This is a genomic window from Achromobacter sp. D10 (assembly GCF_035282245.1).
In the GTDB taxonomy this organism is placed as follows: domain Bacteria; phylum Pseudomonadota; class Gammaproteobacteria; order Burkholderiales; family Burkholderiaceae_B; genus Achromobacter; species Achromobacter insolitus.
The window spans coordinates 18467-35327 of the sequence record NZ_JAYJLE010000010.1 but is presented as its reverse complement, the minus strand read 5'-3'; the positions used below and the strand labels follow the sequence as shown (position 1 = coordinate 35327).

Genomic DNA, 16861 nt, shown 5'->3' with positions numbered 1-16861 from the left:
ATGAGCACGGTAAACAACCACCGTGTGGTGATCCGCCGCAAGAAGGTCCATGGCGGCGGGCATCACGGGGGCAGCTGGAAAATCGCTTACGCCGACTTCATCACGGCGATGATGGCGTTCTTTCTGGTGATGTGGCTGGTCAGCATCGTGCCGCGCGAAGAGCTCAAGGGTATAGCGGAGTACTTCCGCATGCCGTTGCGCGTGGCCATCACGGGCGGGCCCAGCAGTTCGGCCGAAACCAGTGCGGTGCCGGGCGGCGGCAGCGACCCCTTGCGCAGCGAAGGCGATGTGCGCCGCGCGCAGGGCAACCGGGTCGAGGCTCAGCCCATGGGCGATGCCGAGCGCCGCGAGCAGCATCGCCTCGAGAATTTGAAAAAGCGCCTCGAAAACGTTATCGAAACCAGCCCTGTGCTGAAGACTTTCCGGCCGCAACTGCTGATCGACCTCACCACTGAGGGCTTGCGTATCCAGATTATCGATAACCAGAACCGTCCCATGTTCGCTACCGGCCGTGCGGAAGTGCAGCCATACATGCGTGACATCCTGCGGGAACTTGGGCCGGTGCTGAACGAATTGCCCAACAAGGTCAGTATTTCGGGGCACACCGACGCCTCGCAGTATGCGCGCGGCGAACGCGCCTATAGCAACTGGGAGCTTTCGGCGGACCGTGCCAACGCGTCGCGGCAGGAGTTGGTGGCCGGCGGCATGAACGAAAGCAAGGTCCTGCGTATCCAGGGGCTGTCGTCCAGCATGAGCCTCGTTAAAGATGACCCGTACGCGGCCGTTAATAGACGTATCAGCCTCGTGGTGCTCAATCTGAGCACCCAACGGCGCATCGAAAGCGAGAACGCCGCAGCCGCGGATGTCAGCGCAAAGGATGCTCGCGAGGTGGGAACGGCGGTGGAAGCGGCGCGAGCCGCGGCCCAGGCCACGACGGCAACCAAACCAGGCGAGACGGAGAACAACCCGTCCGCGGAAGGGGTTCGATAGCAATGGCGGCAACGATTCTTGTGGCGGACGACTCGGCGACGATGCGGATGATCGTCCAGGCGACGTTGACGGGCGCGGGGTGGAAGGTTCTTACGGCCGGCAACGGTCAGGAAGCGCTGGAAATGGCGCGCAGCCATCCCGTGGACCTGGTGGTCAGCGACTGGAACATGCCGGTCATGGGTGGGCTGGAGCTGATCCAGGGTTTGCGCCAGGAAGACGAATACGTGGATGTGCCGGTACTGGTGCTGACCACCGAAGACGACGTGGATAGCAAGATGGCTGCCCGGGATCTTGGGGTTTGCGGCTGGCTGTCCAAGCCCGTCGATCCCGACGTGCTGGTGGAATTGGCGTCTGAACTGCTCGACGAGCAGGCCGGCGCGTAAGCAGGTTCATTTTTGAAGGCGTACGGGTCATGAGTTCTGGTTTGGACCTCAGTCAGTTTTACGAGACCTTTTTCGACGAGGCCGATGAGCTGCTCGCGCAAATGGAGCAATTGCTGCTTGAGCTCGATGTGGGCGCGCCCGACATCGAACAGCTCAACGCAATTTTCCGCGCGGCCCACTCGATCAAGGGTGGGGCGGCGACGTTCGGCTGCTTTACGCAGCTGGCGGGCACGACCCACTTGCTGGAAAACCTCCTGGACGCGATCCGTCGTGGCGAAATGGCGCTGCGCACGGACATGATCGATATTTTCTTGGAAACGAAAGACGTGCTCAAAAGCCAACTGGATGCCTATCGGGCCTCCGAAGAGCCCGATGAAGCCGTGTTTGAGCGTATCTGCGCCGTGTTGAGGCAGCTTGCGCTGGAGCATAAGGATCCCGCCGCAGAATCCGCGCCGGCACAAGCTCCCGCGCCTGCGACCCCGCCGCCGGTTCAGGTTCAGGCCCCGGCGCAGGCGGCTCCGGTGCCAAGTCCCGAACCCGCGGCCGCGCCGCAGGCTCAGGCCGCAGAAACCGGCACACTGCCGTTGCGCGTGCGCATTACCAAGGTTTCGGACAAGGACGCAGCTTCCTTGCTCGAGGAAATGGGCAATCTCGGCAACGTCAAAGCCAGCGAGCGCGCCGATGGCGCGCTGACCGTATGGATGGACAGTACCTGCACGCCGGATGATATCGAGGCCGTCTGCTGCTTCATCGTCGACGGCGACCAGCTCGAAATCGGCCACGAAGCTGCTCCGGCCGCGGCCCTTGCGCCGGTGGCGGCCGCCGCGCCTGCCGCCACTCCTGCGCCTGCCGCGGCTCCGGCTCCGCAGGCACCCGCAGTGGCCGAGTCCGCGGCTGCCGCCGAGGCGATCACGCAAGCGACCCGTGCCGCCCGTCCAGCCGCCGCAGCCCCTGCGCATGCGGACAAGGAGTCGACCTCGATCCGTGTAGGCGTCGAGAAAGTCGACCAGGTGATCAATCTGGTGGGTGAGCTGGTCATCACGCAGGCAATGCTGGCGCAGACCGCGTCCACGCTCGATCCGGTGCTGCACGATCGCTTGCTCAACGGCATGGAGCAACTGGAGCGCAATGCCCGCGACTTGCAGGAAGCGGTCATGTCCATCCGGATGATGCCCATGGACTACGTCTTCAGCCGCTTCCCGCGCCTGGTGCGAGACATCGCCAGCAAGATGGGCAAGCAGATCGAACTGCAGACGCATGGCCGCGCGACCGAGCTGGACAAGAGTCTCATCGAACGCATCATCGATCCGCTGACGCACCTGGTGCGCAACAGCCTGGATCACGGCATCGAAACACCCGAAAGACGCATCGCTGCAGGCAAGGATCCGGTCGGACAACTGGTGTTGTCCGCTCAGCACAATGGCGGCAATATCGTCATCGAAGTCAGCGATGACGGTGGCGGCCTGAACCGCGAAAAAATCCTGAAGAAGGCGATCGCGCAAGGCCTGGCGGTCAATGAAAATTCACCGGACGATGAAATCTGGCAGCTGATCTTCGCGCCAGGTTTCTCCACGGCCGAAAAGGTCACGGACATTTCCGGGCGTGGCGTGGGCATGGACGTGGTGCGTCGGAACATCCAGGACATGGGCGGCCACGTGCAGCTCTCGTGCGAGCCGGGCAACGGCACCACGACGCGCATCGTATTGCCGTTGACGCTGGCGATCCTGGACGGCATGTCGGTGCGCGTAGGCGAGGAAACCTTCATCTTGCCGCTGAACCACGTGACTGAATCACTGCAGCCCACCAACGACCAGATCTATTCGGTGGCGGGCAATGAACGTGTGATGCATGTGCGCGGCGAGTACCTGCCGCTGGTCGAAATGCACCGTGTGTTCTCGGTGGAAGATGCCCAGACGGATCCCACGCAGGCTATCGCGGTCATCATGCAAGCGGAGGACCGCCGTTTCGCGTTGCTGGTGGATCACCTTATCGGTCAGCATCAGGTCGTGGTGAAGAATCTGGAATCGAATTACCGCAAGGTGCCAGGGATTTCCGCAGCCACCATCCTCGGCGATGGCAGCGTGGCCCTGATCGTCGACGTATTTGCGCTTGCGCGCGCCAACCGCGAGCGTTGGTCGCAGCCCGAAGCCATTCTGAATTGATGGAGAAATAAACCTCATGGCAGCCAAACCGCAAGCGCAATCCGCGCGCAACGAAGATGTCGGCAGCGAGTTCCTGGTGTTCACGCTGGGCGACGAAGAGTACGGCATCGATATCCTGAAGGTTCAGGAAATCCGTGGCTATGACGCCGACACGGTGACCCGCATTGCAAATGTTCCGCCGTTCATCAAGGGCGTCACGAACCTGCGCGGCATCATCGTTCCTATCGTCGACCTGCGTATCAAGTTCAACCTGGGCCGCGTCGACTACAACGAGCAGACCGTGGTCATCATCCTGAACCTCGACCGCCGCGTCGTCGGTATCGTGGTGGATGGCGTGTCCGACGTGCTGATGCTCAATTCGGGCCAGATCCGTCCGGCGCCGGAATTCGGCGCCACCCTGTCCACGGAATACCTGACCGGCCTGGGCACGGTGGACGAACGCATGCTGATCCTGGTGGATATCGAAAAAATGATGACCAGCGATGAAATGGCGCTGGTGGAGAAGGTCGCATCCTGATCGGATCGGCCAGCTCGGGAGGTAGAAGCGCCATATTGAACCCAATGTGGCGCTTTCCTTTAATGACTTCAATCTGGGAGTGGTTCTTGTGATGCGCAAGTTTCTCGCGAACATGACGATACGCAGCAGCCTGTTGTGGGTGCTGGCGTTTTTCTCATTCATGTTGGTGATCGGAGCCGCACTGGGTGTGCTGTCTCTGCGCATCAGCAATGGCACGTTGGCGGAGATCAAGCAATCGCAGGAACTGGATGACGCGGTGGGCCGCGTCGTTTCCAGCTACAAGGACTCCATGACCGGCCTGGGCCGCGCGGCGGCGGCCAACTATGCGGACATCGTGAAGTCCGTCGGACAGCCCACGTTGCTCACCCAGGGGCTTTCGTCCGATGCGGCCGGTTTGCTGGAGCGCGCCAAGGCCTCCATGAACAAGGGGCAGGCCGAATACGAGTACTACAAGAGCCTGGCGCGGCCGGCCGAAGCGGCCGAGACCCTGAAGGAAATCGACGAATCCTACGAGGCGCTGGTCCGGCAAGGACTGACGCCGCTGGTGGCTGCCCTGGAAAAGGCAGACATGCCCGCATACCAGAAACAGGTCCAGACGGTCCAGGATGCGCTGGAGGGACGTTATGCGCGAGCGATCGAGGGCTTCGATTTCTGGCGTGCCAGCAAGACGCTGGATGCCCATGAAGTTGCGCAGGTGCGCTATCAGTTCGTTCTGATGGCCGTAGGCGCAGGCGGCGTGATCGCGGCGTTGCTGGTGTTTGCCACCTACGTCTTCCTGCGTCGTCGCGTGCTGTTGCCGCTCAAGGAAGCGGGGCATCACTTTGATCGTATCGCTGGCGGAGACTTGACCGCCCGCGTGGACGTGCGCAATACCAACGAGATCGGCCAATTGTTCGCCGCGCTCAAGCGCATGCAGGAAAGCTTGACCCGTACCGTGGCATCCGTACGCCGCGGTGTGGATGAAATCAACGTCGGTTCGCACGAAATCGCCGCTGGCAATACGGACCTGTCCAGCCGCACCGAGCAGCAGGCGGCTTCTCTTGAAGAAACCGCGGCGTCGATGGAGCAGTTGGCCTCGACGGTGAAGCAGAATGCCGACAACGCCCGCCAGGCCAATCAGCTGGCGGCCAGTGCGTCGGACGTGGCCGAGCGCGGTGGTTCGGCGGTGTCGGAAGTGGTGAGCACCATGCAGGAGATTTCTGGCAGCTCACGCAAGATTTCCGAGATTGTGTCTGTCATCGACGGCATTGCATTCCAGACCAACATCCTGGCGCTCAATGCCGCGGTGGAAGCGGCGCGCGCGGGCGAGCAGGGCAAGGGCTTTGCTGTCGTGGCGGGCGAAGTCCGCTCGCTGGCGCAGCGCAGTGCCCAGGCGGCCAAGGAAATCAAGGGCCTGATTGAGGATTCGGTGACCAAGGTTGGCGCGGGTTCGGAGCAGGTCGAGCGCGCCGGGGCCACCATGCAGGAGATCGTGGCATCGGTGAAGCGGGTGACGGACATCATGGGCGAGATTTCGGCTGCGTCCGAAGAGCAGTCCAGCGGTATCGACCAGGTCAACCGTGCCGTCTCGCAGATGGACGAGGTAACACAGCAGAACGCGGCGCTCGTGGAAGAGGCGGCGGCGGCGGCGGGTTCCCTGCAGGAGCAGGCCCAGCGGCTGGCCGAAGCAGTGGCCGTGTTCAAGATCAACGCGGGCGAAGTCATCGAGATTCCCGCCCATCGTCTGTCATCGGCCCGTTCGTCCGACACCGATGCACGTCTGCAAGCGCCTGATGCGCTTGCGCTTGGGCACTGAGGGCGGTAGTGGCTACATCAGCGGCAAACCAGGCACCCTCCATTTCGGTGGACCGCCAATTCGATTTTCGGGACGCGGACTTCTCGCGCGTGCGCAAGATGATCCATGCTCACGCCGGCATTTCGTTGGGCACGCACAAGCGCGAGATGGTCTACAGCCGGCTGGCGCGGCGCTTGCGCGCGCTGGGCATGCAGGATTTCGGCAGCTATCTGGATCAGCTCGAGAACGAGCCGAATGCAGCCGAATGGGAAGATTTCGTCAACGCGTTGACAACCAACCTGACCGCATTCTTCCGCGAATCACATCACTTTCCCATTCTTGCGGACTTCGCGAAGCGGCGCGGCGGCCCGGTATCGGTGTGGTGTTGCGCAGCCTCCACCGGCGAAGAACCGTATTCCATTGCGATGACGCTGGTGGAAGCGTTGGGCCCGCGGGCAAGCGCGTGTTCGGTGCTGGCCACCGATATCGATACCAACGTGCTCAGCCGCGCGCGCGCCGGCGTCTACCCCGCCGAACGCGTGGAAAAAATGGACGGCGAGCGCCTGCGACGCTTTTTCCTGAAGGGGCGGGGCGCCAACACGGGGCAGGTCCGGGTGCGGCCCGAGATCGCCGACATGGTTCGCTATGAAACCCTGAATCTGTTGGCGCCGGCGTGGCCGATCAACGAACAGTTCGACGTGATTTTTTGCCGCAACGTCATGATCTATTTCGATAAGCCCACGCAAGCAAGGATCCTGGAGCGTTTCGTGCCGCTGCTCAAGCCGGGCGGCCTGCTGTTCGCCGGACATTCCGAAAACTTTACCTATATCAGCCGCGATTTTCGTCTGCGCGGGCAGACCGTCTATGAATGCGCGGGCAAGTCCTGAGCAGGACGAGGCAGCAACAAATGAAGAAAATTAGTGTTTTGTGCGTGGACGATTCGGCATTGGTGCGCGGCCTGATGACCGAGATCATCAATAGCCAGCCTGATATGGAAGTGGTTGCGACCGCGCCCGATCCCCTGGTGGCACGCGAGCTCATCAAGCGTCATAACCCGGATGTCCTGACGCTGGACGTGGAAATGCCGCGCATGGACGGCCTGGATTTCCTTGAAAAGCTCATGCGCCTGAGGCCGATGCCGGTGGTCATGGTGTCGTCCCTGACCGAACGCGGCGGGGAAATCACGCTGCGCGCGCTGGAGCTGGGCGCCATCGACTTTGTCACCAAGCCCAAGCTCGGCATCCGGGACGGCTTGCTGGAATACACAGAGATCATCGCCGACAAGATACGCGCGGCATCGCGCGCCAAGTTGCGGGCGCCGGCCGCGCACGCAGCGCCCGCCGCTCCCGCGCCTATGTTGCGTCGGCCGCTGGCCAGCTCGGAAAAGCTGGTCATCGTTGGCGCGTCCACGGGCGGCACCGAGGCGATCCGGGAAGTCCTGCAGCCGCTGCCGCCGGACAGTCCGGCGATACTCATCACCCAGCACATGCCCGCTGGCTTCACGCGCTCTTTCGCGCAGCGCCTGGATGCGCTGTGTGCCGTGACTGTCCGCGAAGCCGTGCATGGCGACCGCGTACTGCCGGGTCATGTGTACCTGGCGCCGGGCGGCGATACCCATATGCGTCTGGGGCGCAGCGGTGCTAACTACGTGATCGAACTCGAAGCCAGCGAACCCGTCAATCGCCATCGTCCGTCGGTAGATGTGTTGTTCCATTCGGCCGCCGTGGCCGCGGGCAAGAATGCCATCGGGGTCATTTTGACCGGCATGGGCAAGGACGGCGCCGCCGGAATGCTGGCCATGCACCGGGCAGGTGCCCACACGATTGCGCAGGACGAGGCCAGCTGCGTCGTCTTCGGCATGCCCCGCGAAGCTATCGCCATAGGCGCGGCGGATGAAGTGGTTTCGTTGTCGGCGATAAGCGAACGCATTCTGACTCGCCTGGGCGACCGTGGGCACCGCGTTTGACGCGGAAGGTTCCCCGATCGGTCCAAGGCAAATTCTTTCTGGAGTAGAAGATGGTAGACAAGGGCATAAAAATTCTGGTGGTGGATGACTTCCCCACGATGCGGCGGATCATCCGCAACCTGCTCAAGGAGCTGGGTTTCGAGAACGTCGATGAAGCCGAGGACGGCGCCATCGGCCTGGAGAAGCTGCGCAACGGCGGCTTCCAGTTCGTTGTGTCGGACTGGAACATGCCTAACCTGGATGGCCTGGAAATGCTTAAGCAGATCCGCGCCGACGCGGCGCTGGCCTCGCTGCCGGTGCTGATGGTGACGGCTGAAGCCAAGAAAGAGAACATCGTTGCTGCGGCCCAGGCTGGCGCCAACGGTTACGTGGTCAAGCCCTTCACGGCGGCAACGCTGGAAGAGAAGCTCAATAAGATCTTCGAGAAAATCGCCGGTTGAGGTGCGCCATGAGCACGACGGAACATGAGAGCCCGGGCGATTCCCCCGATCTGATTCACCGCATCGCATCGCTGACGCGCATGTTGCGCGATAGTATGCGCGAGCTGGGCCTGGATCAGGCCATCAAGGATGCCGCAAACGCCATACCGGACGCCCGAGACCGTCTGCGCTATGTCGCGCAGATGACGGAACAGGCCGCCAATCGCGTGCTGAACGCCACCGAGCAGGCCGGGCCCATCCAGGATGGCCTGTCACGGTCGGCGCAAGCGCTCGATGCGCGCTGGCAGCAATGGTATGACCAGCCCCTGGAACTGCCCGAGGCTCGCGAACTGGTGAAGGACACCCGCGCGTACTTGCAGGACGTACCGAAGCAGGCGCAGCAGACGCAGTCCCAGCTGATGGAAATCATCATGGCGCAGGATTTCCAGGACCTTACCGGTCAAGTCATCATGCGCATGATGGACGTGGTGGGCGCGATCGAACGCGAACTGCTGCAGGTGCTGCTGGATAACGTACCGCAAGAGCGCCGCGACGAAGCCAACAGCCTGCTCAATGGACCGCAGATCAGTCCCCAAGGCAAGACCGACGTCGTCACCAGCCAGGATCAGGTTGACGACCTGCTGGCCAGCCTGGGCTTCTAGGCCTCTACCGCACCGCCGGATATGCCCTCCGGCGGTGCGCGTTCCTGCGGCCGCAGGGTTCGACCGCTCAGCCTGCGCATGAACGTATTCCCTAAGGGCGCGAACCACCTCCGACCGATAGACTTCCCGCCAGAATAACAAGCAGGGGCCTTGCAGCGAAACATGGCGCGCGCAGCGCGTCAGGCAACGGATGCCCAGAGAAGGCGATCCGGGCCGGCACAAGGAGGTTGATCGTGGCCAGATCCGTATTCCGCCTGGGTGGCATGTGGCGGTTGCTGCGACGGCTCAATCGCGGCGACGCGACGCTGTCGGAGCGTACTTTTTCCATCAGTCCGGCCATTTGGCCGCTGTACCGGTTCATGGCGCGCATCCGCGGCCGCATCATGACCGTGCGGCAATCCAGCATAGAAATCGCGCTGAATGCCGCGCGCACGCAATTCCAGGCAGGACATTGTTCGATGCTGGCGCAGGAGCAGGCTCGCGCCGCTCAGGCATTGGCGGCCAGCGGGGCGCAGATCGCGGCCTTGTCGGGGGCGACTTCCACCCACGCGCGCGAAATTGCCGAGGTGTCGGGTCAGAATCTGCTCGCGGCGCGACAGGCGCAGGCCGAATTGGCTGATGTCAAAGAAAGAGTGGAACGCATGACGCGGGAGATGGCGGCGTTCACCGAAGTGGTCAGCCATTTGACGACCCGCGCGCGATCGGTGGGCGCCATCAGCAAGCTGATCAAAGACATTGCTTTGCAGACCCAGCTGCTGGCCTTGAACGCCGGGGTCGAGGCGGCCAGGGCTGGCGATGCGGGCCGTGGTTTTTCCGTCGTGGCGAGCGAGGTCGGGCGTCTGGCCGAGCGAGTGAATTCGGCCACCACCGATATCGGCCGCCATACCACCGAGATGCTGGAATTGGTGGATACGACTCAGAACCAAACGGAAACCCTGCGTGAGGATGTCAACGCGTCCGGCGGCGTGCTGGAGCGCACCTGCTCCAGTTTCGAGCGCTTTGTGCGCGATTTTGACAGTATGAACCGCCAGGTGGGCGAGGTAGTCCAAGCCGTGGGCGAGGTGGACGCCACCAATCATGGCATGAGCGAGGAAGTAAGCCGGATCGCGGCCCTGAGCGCCAACGTGCTGGAGCGCGTGGCCAGCATGTCCGCGGAAATCGACCGCATCCGTCGCCAAACGGAAAGCGTACAGGAGGTTTTGGCCGACGTGCGTACCGGCAAGACAGCCTTTGACGGCTTGTGCGATGCCGTCGAGGCCTTCCGTGATGCAGCCGTCCACCTGTTGGAAGATGCCAGGGCGCGCGGAGCGGATGTGTTCGACCGCCATTACCAGCGCATTCCCGGTAGTGAGCCTGCGCGCTACCACACGGGGTACGACCGGGGGATCGACGAGCCTCTGACCCGTCTGCTCGACAGTGTGCTGGAGAGCGTGCCGGGAGGGATCTATACCATCCTGGTCGACAACCGGGGCTATGCGCCGGCTCATAACAGCCGCTTTTCCCACGCGCCCACGGGCGACCCTAAGCAGGATATCGCGCGGACGCGGCACAAACGCATTTTCGATGACCCGGTGGGCCGGCGCCTGGCCGAGAACACTGGCACTATGCTGTTCCAGACCTACTCGCGGGATACGGGCGAGATCGTCAACGACATTTCCGTTCCGGTATATCTGGGGCCGGAACACTGGGGCGCGGTGCGGATAGGCCTGGACTATGGACGCTTTCAGGCCGCGCTGGAAGAACGGGACGCCGGGGGCCGTCAAGTCGCCACAGTGGGGTGAAACCACGGGCCTTCCTGAGCCTCGAGGCATTCCTGGCCGGGCCGTCGCACCCGGCCTGCCGTGCATCCGGGAATAGCGCCGCTTTCCCCCCGTTTCTTGGCTTATCGCCAAGGCTGGGGTACCCCTAGAATCTCGGCGGGCAGCTCGTCAATCCAGAAATCAGCGAGCCGCGACAACACCGCAGAGCATGGCCGAAGAAAGCGACCTCGAAAAAACCGAAGCCGCCTCTCCCAGGCGCCTGGAAAAGGCGCGCGAGGAGGGGCAGATTGCGCGTTCCCGGGAGTTGGGAACGTTCATGATGCTGGCTGCGGGCGTGGGCGCGATCTGGGTCGGCGGCGGGTCGCTTTACCGGACCCTTAGCGGCGTATTGCGCAACGGTCTGGGTTTCGACCAGCGTATCGTCGCCGATCCCGGGGTGATGGTCGAGCGGGCGGTCGAGGGGTTCGGCGAGGCCTTGCTGGTCCTTATGCCGATCTTCGGCTTGCTGGCCGTCATTGCGGTGCTCTCCAGCGTGCTGCTGGGCGGCATCGTCATTTCGGGCAAGCCGCTGCAGTTCAATTTTTCCAAGCTCAGTCCGGTGTCCGGCCTGAAACGGATGTTCTCGTCACAGACGGTGGTGGAACTGATCAAGGCGCTGGCCAAGGCGATGCTGGTCGGGGGTGTGGCAGTCTGGGTCATCTGGCGTTATCACGACGATATGCTGAGCCTGATGCACGTGGCGCCTTCGGCGGCCCTGATCAAGGCGATGACGCTGGTGGCGCTGTGCTGCGCCTTTATCGTGGCCTCCCTGATGATCATCGTCATGCTCGACGTGCCATGGCAGATCTGGAGCCATCTGAAGAAGTTGCGCATGTCCAAGGAAGACGTGCGCCAGGAGCACAAGGAAAGCGAAGGCGACCCGCACGTGAAGGCGCGCATCCGGCAGCAGCAGCGGCAGGCGGCGCGGCGCCGGATGATGGCCGAAGTGCCCAAGGCGGACGTCGTGGTGACCAACCCCACGCACTATGCCGTCGCCCTGAAGTACGACGAGGAAAAGAGCGGAGCGCCGCGCGTGCTGGCCAAGGGCACAGGCCTGATCGCCGCCAAAATCCGCGAACTGGCGGCCGAGAACCGCATCCCGACATTGGAAGCGCCGCCCCTGGCGCGCGCATTGCATCAACACGTGGAGCTGGGGCAGGAAATCCCGGCCGAACTCTATACCGCGGTGGCAGAAGTGCTGGCGTGGGTCTTCCAGCTGCGCTCCTGGCGAGCCGGTTGGGGCGCCGAACCGACGGCCCCGACCCGCTTGGCCGTGCCGGCCGAACTGGACCCGCAAGCCAAAACCGCAGCACAAGGAGCTTAAGGAATGAGCGCTTTGCTCACCATGTTGAAGAGTAGCGGGGCCACGCATGCGCGGCTTCTGGCAGGACCCATCCTGATCGTGATGGTGCTGGGCATGATGGTGTTGCCCCTGCCCACGTTCCTGCTCGACCTGCTGTTCACTTTCAACATTGCGTTGTCCGTGATGATCCTGCTGGTCGCCATGTTCACGCGCAAACCGCTGGATTTCGCCGCGTTTCCGGCCGTGCTGTTGTTTGCCACGCTGCTGCGCCTGTCGCTGAACGTCGCTTCTACCCGCGTCGTGCTGCTTCACGGCCACACTGGGCCGGATGCGGCGGGCAAGGTCATTGAAGCCTTCGGCCACTTTCTGGTCGGCGGCAATTTCGCTGTGGGGATCATCGTCTTCGTGATCCTGACGATCATCAACTTCATCGTCATCACCAAGGGCGCAGGCCGTATTGCGGAGGTGGGCGCGCGCTTTACCCTGGATGCAATGCCAGGCAAGCAGATGGCAATCGACGCGGACCTGAACGCCGGCCTGATTGGCGAGGATGAGGCACGCAAGCGCCGCGCGGAAGTCTCGCAGGAATCCGATTTCTTCGGCTCGATGGACGGCGCCAGCAAGTTCGTGCGCGGAGACGCCATCGCGGGCCTGCTCATCATGGCGATCAACATCATCGGCGGCCTGATCGTCGGCGTGGCCCAGCACGATATGTCGATGAGCGACTCGGCGCGCGTCTATACGCTGCTTACGATCGGTGACGGCCTGGTGGCGCAGATTCCCGCGCTGGTGATCTCCACCGCCGCCGGCGTGGTGGTGTCGCGCGTGTCGACGGACCAGGACATTGGCCAGCAGATTCTCAGCCAGTTGTTCTCGAATCCCAGCGTGCTGTTCCTGACTGCTGGCATCGTCGGCATCATGGGTCTGATTCCCAATATGCCGCACGTCGCCTTCCTCACACTGGCCGGTGCGCTGGGCTGGGGAGGCTGGATGTTGCACAAACGGCAGTCGGCCGCGGCGGCGGCCGCAGCGGAAGTGCCGCCGCAAGCCATTACCCAGGCACAGGCTGCCGCGGCCGAGGCCAGTTGGGACGACGTGTCCATGGTCGACCAGCTGGGCCTCGAGGTGGGTTACCGCCTGATCCCGCTGGTGGACCATGCGCAAAACGGCGAGCTGCTGCATCGCATCCGCAGCCTGCGCAAGAAATTCGCGCAGGACGTGGGCTTTCTTCCCCCGGTCGTGCATATCCGGGACAACCTCGAACTCAAGCCGAACGACTACCGTATCCTCTTGTCCGGCGTGGAAGTCGGCCATGGCGTGGCGATGCCGGGTCAGTGGCTGGCCATTGACCCGGGCGGCGTGACCATGCAGATCAAGGGCACGCCCACTACGGATCCCGCCTTTGGCTTGCCCGCGCTCTGGATCGACGGCAGCCTGCGCGACCAGGCGCAAGTGGCGGGCTATACGGTGGTGGATGCCGGCACCGTGGTCGCAACGCATTTGAATCACCTGATGCACCGCCATGGCTCCAACCTGCTTGGCCGCCAGGAAGTTCAGCAACTGCTGGACCGTATTGGCCGCGATGCGCCCAAGCTGGTCGAGGATCTGGTACCGAAGACGCTGTCGCTTACGGCGTTGCAGAAGGTGTTGCAAGGCCTGCTGTCGGAAGAAGTGCCGATCCGCGACATGCGCACCATCATCGATACCTTGTCCGAACACGGCCCGCGCCTGGCCGCGCTTGCCGCCGGTTCGGGCAGTCAGCCCGATATCAACGAACTGATCGCCCTGACGCGCCGTTCGCTGGGCCGCGCGATCACGCAGCAATGGTTCCCGGGCGAGGGCGAGCTGCGGGTGATCGGCCTGGATGTGAAGCTGGAGCGCGTGTTGTCCCAGGCGATGACGACCAGCGGCGGCCTGGAGCCAGGGCTCGCGGATACCTTGCTGCGCGAAACTCAAGCGGCTGTCGAACGCCAGGAATCGCAAGGCAACGCGCCGGTGCTGCTGGTTTCGCCGGTCTTGCGCGCGCCTTTGTCGCGCTTCCTGCGGCATCATTTGCCGCAGTTGGGCGTGTTGTCGAATACGGAAATTCCCGATGAGCGCATGGTGCGTGTGACCGCGCTGATCGGCGGAGGTAACGGGGCATGAAAATAAGCCGTTTTTTTGGCGCGAACAGCCGTGATGTGATGCGCCAGGTCCGGCAGGTGTTGGGGCCGGACGCGTTGATCGTGTCAAACCGCAGCGTCGATGGCGGCGTGGAGGTGTTGGCCACCGTCGAGGGGGCTTTTGACGAGGCCGCTCAGGAGGCGGCGCCGCGCCAGGAAGCTGGATATTCCCGGCCGACTGATACTCGCCCGCAGATGCCTGCCGGCTCGCCGGCCGGCATGCGCTTCGATGCATTGGATTCCGCGGCGCGCCCGCCGATGCCGGCGCCTGCCTTGCCGCAGGGCGCCTATCCGGCGCCGTCGCGGTCGATCGCGGCTTACCAGACCGCCTACGCCTCGTCCATGCAAGAGGAAGGCGAGGCGCCTCAAGCGCCGCCGGCAGCCGCTGTGCCGTCGCCCGCCGCACCTGTGCGCGTCGAGTTGCCTTCCTTGCCGCCGCTGCGCGAAGCGCCAGTGCTGCAGGCGGCCACGTCGGCGGCGGTGCCTGCGGGCTCTCAGCCATCACCCGTGCCTTCCATGGCCCGCACGCCGGATGCTCCGCTGAGACAGCCGCCGATGGCGCCGTCCGCCGCCTTGCCCTCGGATGCCGCAGCCGGCTTGCAGGACGCCATCAGTGCGCTGCGCGGTGCATTGGAAAGCCGCATGGACGGCCTGCTTTGGGGGGGGCGCCAGGGACCTGGACGGGAGCCTGCAGGCGCGGCGCTGTTCCGTAGCCTGATGGATGCGGGATTCAGCACGAAGCTGGTACGCACGCTGGTTGAACGCCTGCCGGAAGGAATGACGCCGGAAGCAGCGATCAGCTGGGCGCGCAATGAGTTGGTAACTCACCTGCCTGTGCTGCGGTCCGAAGATGAATTTCTGGCGGGCGGGGTGTACGCGCTGGTTGGTCCGACCGGTGTGGGCAAGACGACCACGCTGGCCAAGCTGGCCGCGCGCTGCGTGGCGCGCGAGGGCCGCGACCAGGTCGCGATGCTGACTACCGACAACTTCCGGATCGGGGCGTTGGAGCAGTTGCAGATCTACGGTCGCCTGATGGGCGTGCCTGCTCATTCGGTGCGCGATGCCGGCGAACTTCGACGTATCCTTTCCGAATTGGGCAGCCGCAAGATCGTGCTGATCGACACCACCGGCATCAGCCAGCGCGACCGCCAGGTGGCGGAACAAGCGGCGATGCTGTGCAACGCAGGCAAGCCGGTCCGCCGGCTGCTGGTGCTGAATGCCGCGAGCCAGGGCGATACGCTGGATGAAGTCGCGCACGCCTACCGCAACGGCGTGGGCGAGGACGTGGCTGGCTGCATCATTACCAAGCTCGACGAGGCCACCCGTTTGGGCGCGGCGCTGGACACCGCAATCCGCCATCGCTTGCCGATTCACTATATGTCAGTAGGGCAGAAAGTGCCCGAACACATGGAGCTGGCTCGCGCCGACGTGCTGATCGACCGCGCTTTCTCGATGGTAGAGCGCGCCCGCGCCCTCTATACCCCCAGCGAAGCCGACTTGGCGTCGCTGATGCCCGCTTCGCGCGAATCCGAGAACGTCGATCCCGCCCGCAAGCGGCAGTTGTTGGCTTCGGCCATCCTGCGCCCGCAGGGCGGCGCAAGCTCGGTGGAAGCCGCGCAAAACCTGGACGATGCCATTGCCTGGCTGGAAAGCGATCCCGCATGCGTGCAGGCGCGGGCGTCCTGGCGCGACTACGTCGGCGATAGTTCGGGTTCCAGCCTGGTTGGGCTGGGCGACGAGCCACTTGCAATGGCGCGCCGCGAGTTCTCTTCCGTTTGCGGACGCCATCTGCTTGCCATGCATGGCAAGGCGGCCATGAACGGAGACGGCCTGCCCGGCGGAGCGTTGCTGGGCACGCTGCTGATGAGCGATCGCGGTACGGCGCTGGCCGCGCCTGCGCAGCAACTGGTTCTGCCGCACGGCATGCTGTCCGCATTCGCGCCGACGGCGCCGGCCCAGCCGGATCCCGCGTTTGCGCTGCACACGCGTGTGGCTTGGCTGACTGAAAAGCTGGCGCGAGTGCCGGTCGTACACATGCTGGATGCGGGCACGCCGGCCTTGTGGCAACCCTTGAGCGAGCAAGGTGTTGCATGGGTGGCACGTAGTGCCGGAAGCCTGCGGGTGGTCCAGGACGATTGCCCGACCAATCTGAATGCGGTCGGCAAGAGCGTGGGCTACCTTCCCGTTGGTCAACCCGGCGACATGCCGGGATTGCATAGCGTGCAGGGTGGCAAGCGTGTGCCCCTGGCGCTGTGGGCCTCGGGTACCGAGGTGACGCTGCGAGGGAAGGGCGGGAATGAACCTGTGCGGCTGGTCTGCGCGCGCCTGATCGACACGGTCAGCGGCGAGGTGTCCGGACAGCTGTTCGGCCTGACGAATCTGCCTGCTTCCCAGGCGGATGCCGCCACCGTGGCGCGCTGGTTGGTCTTGCAGGAAGAGGCCAAGGCCGGCTTCCGCTACATGGCGAACGCTTGGCAAGCCTTGCCGGCCGTGGACGGCGCCCATGCGCTGGCGCGTCAATCGCTGATGGCGGGCCAGATGGGCGCCGCATGCTGGCAGCTGGCGCACACGTCCGCGGCGCAGATCCTGAGAGGGCCCTTGTCAGGCGTCATGGGCACCGAGCGCAAGCTGTCCGGCCGCATGTTGCCGGTGGCCTTGTTGAAGATGTATGCGATGCTGGAAATGACGGGAGCTTGACCGCAAGCTTTGACGGATGGGCGAGGT

The 16861-nt window shown here is 63.8% G+C and carries 13 protein-coding genes; all 13 read left to right on the top strand.

Annotated features, from left to right (window positions below; all coding sequences use genetic code 11):
• The 13 genes from motB to flhF all read left to right on the top strand — a co-directional run bounded on the left by motB (position 1) and on the right by flhF (position 16834).
• The gene (motB, locus tag VCS63_RS22080; RefSeq protein WP_042793264.1) at positions 1-990 is read left to right on the top strand and encodes a flagellar motor protein MotB; all 990 of its coding nucleotides are present in this window, start codon (positions 1-3) and stop codon (positions 988-990) included.
• Positions 991-992: 2 nt separating this feature from the next.
• Positions 993-1373, top strand: a complete 381-nt coding sequence (locus tag VCS63_RS22075; RefSeq protein WP_042793266.1) for a response regulator — start codon at positions 993-995, stop codon at positions 1371-1373.
• A gap of 29 nt (positions 1374-1402) precedes the next feature.
• Entirely contained in the window at positions 1403-3535 is a 2133-nt protein-coding gene (cheA, locus tag VCS63_RS22070) for a chemotaxis protein CheA (protein ID WP_323881031.1), read from the top strand.
• Positions 3536-3551: 16 nt separating this feature from the next.
• A complete protein-coding gene (cheW, locus tag VCS63_RS22065) occupies positions 3552-4052 on the top strand; it encodes a chemotaxis protein CheW (RefSeq protein ID WP_042793268.1) in 501 nt (166 codons plus the stop codon).
• 91 nt (positions 4053-4143) lie between these two features.
• Positions 4144-5847 carry a methyl-accepting chemotaxis protein gene (locus VCS63_RS22060; RefSeq protein ID WP_042796976.1) on the top strand — a complete coding sequence of 568 codons (1704 nt, stop codon included), beginning with the start codon at positions 4144-4146 and terminating at the stop codon, positions 5845-5847.
• An 8-nt stretch (positions 5848-5855) separates the two neighbouring features.
• Positions 5856-6713, top strand: a complete 858-nt coding sequence (locus tag VCS63_RS22055) for a CheR family methyltransferase (RefSeq protein ID WP_063642541.1) — start codon at positions 5856-5858, stop codon at positions 6711-6713.
• Between the two features lie 20 nt (positions 6714-6733).
• Positions 6734-7792 carry a protein-glutamate methylesterase/protein-glutamine glutaminase gene (locus VCS63_RS22050; protein WP_042793270.1) on the top strand — a complete coding sequence of 353 codons (1059 nt, stop codon included), beginning with the start codon at positions 6734-6736 and terminating at the stop codon, positions 7790-7792.
• A gap of 50 nt (positions 7793-7842) precedes the next feature.
• The gene (gene cheY, locus VCS63_RS22045) at positions 7843-8232 is read left to right on the top strand and encodes a chemotaxis response regulator CheY (protein WP_042793271.1); all 390 of its coding nucleotides are present in this window, start codon (positions 7843-7845) and stop codon (positions 8230-8232) included.
• Between the two features lie 8 nt (positions 8233-8240).
• Positions 8241-8873 (top strand): protein phosphatase CheZ, encoded by a 633-nt coding sequence (gene cheZ, locus VCS63_RS22040; RefSeq protein WP_042793272.1) that lies wholly within the window; start codon positions 8241-8243, stop codon positions 8871-8873.
• Positions 8874-9106: 233 nt separating this feature from the next.
• Entirely contained in the window at positions 9107-10654 is a 1548-nt protein-coding gene (locus VCS63_RS22035) for a methyl-accepting chemotaxis protein (protein ID WP_323881030.1), read from the top strand.
• Positions 10655-10841: 187 nt separating this feature from the next.
• Positions 10842-11996, top strand: a complete 1155-nt coding sequence (flhB, locus tag VCS63_RS22030) for a flagellar biosynthesis protein FlhB (RefSeq protein ID WP_042793273.1) — start codon at positions 10842-10844, stop codon at positions 11994-11996.
• A gap of 3 nt (positions 11997-11999) precedes the next feature.
• Positions 12000-14120 carry a flagellar biosynthesis protein FlhA gene (gene flhA / locus VCS63_RS22025; protein ID WP_042793274.1) on the top strand — a complete coding sequence of 707 codons (2121 nt, stop codon included), beginning with the start codon at positions 12000-12002 and terminating at the stop codon, positions 14118-14120.
• Positions 14117-16834 carry a flagellar biosynthesis protein FlhF gene (gene flhF / locus VCS63_RS22020; RefSeq protein ID WP_323881029.1) on the top strand — a complete coding sequence of 906 codons (2718 nt, stop codon included), beginning with the start codon at positions 14117-14119 and terminating at the stop codon, positions 16832-16834. Before flhA ends, flhF begins: the two co-directional genes overlap by 4 nt.
• Positions 16835-16861 lie beyond the last annotated feature (27 nt).